Here is a 972-nt window from a genome sequence, read left to right as displayed (position 1 = left end):
CCGGCCATTGTAGGACAATCCAATAGCTGCATCCTCTCCAAGGTCAACTGCAGCGCCCAGATCAAGCACTAGGGCATCTCTGGCAACCGGCGCACCGGCGACAGAGAAGTTACTTCCACCATTAAAGGCATGACTGGCAAACGGCTCCTTGCCGCCGAACGCATGCTGCCAAGCGGCTTGAGCTGAAAGCTTCGCGCTGAACTCACCAAGGTCAGCCAGAGTTCCTACTCGCAGCCCGATAGTGGTAAAGGTGCTATCTATGGTTTCGTGACCAGCCGTCAGAGCCGCTGTGCCACCAGTTTCAGAGTACCCGTCGCTGGATAAGCGGACGTAAGACACATTGGCAAAAGGCTCCAGACTGCTCGTGTTGTGATCAAAACGATATCCCACGTCACCAAAGAACTGGGCAGTTCGCGCATCATAGGAACCAGCCAGGTTTTCAGAGAGGCCAGTAAAAGCAACCGAGCGTACTGTGTCGATATCATGCCATGCATAGCTGCCACCAACACGGAGCCCCAGAGCATCAAACTGAGCTCCACCATAAGCACCCAAATACACTGTATCTACTGTTACAGAGGACCTTCTGCCATTCACCTCTAACCTGCTATTATCGTAGCCGCCAAAAGCTCCAAGACGGGTATTATCACCGATCAGGACATCGCCTCCCACAAACAACCCGCCGACCGAGCGATCAAGCCCTGCAGTGTTGTGGTTTCCACTCCAGCTCCCCCAGGCGCCAAAGCCTTGCCCCCAGAAGGAAGCACTCTCGCTGATACGTTTTTCAGCCTGCGCCTGTCCGTCGGCGGCCACAGCTCCGGTTGCAATGCGCATACGGTTCAGCACTGCTTCGCGTGCAAAGCGGCTGTCCTCAAGCAGCGCTGTCCTGATCGAAGCGTGTACTTCGCCAGAGAGCTGATCAAGTGCCTGCGGAGCTTCTTCGTCTGCAAGGTTGAGCACCGCGTTGTATAAAGT

At 55.3% G+C, this 972-nt stretch carries 1 protein-coding gene; it reads right to left on the bottom strand.

Going from position 1 to position 972, the window contains the following annotated elements; genetic code table 11:
* A partial coding sequence (locus PPL9_RS14215) for an autotransporter outer membrane beta-barrel domain-containing protein (protein WP_208989375.1) occupies positions 1-972 on the bottom strand: 972 nt, incomplete at both ends.

Origin of the sequence: Pseudovibrio sp. POLY-S9 (assembly GCF_001431305.1) — a bacterium.
Lineage (GTDB): Bacteria > Pseudomonadota > Alphaproteobacteria > Rhizobiales > Stappiaceae > Pseudovibrio.
This window is presented reverse-complemented; position numbering and strand designations above follow the sequence as displayed.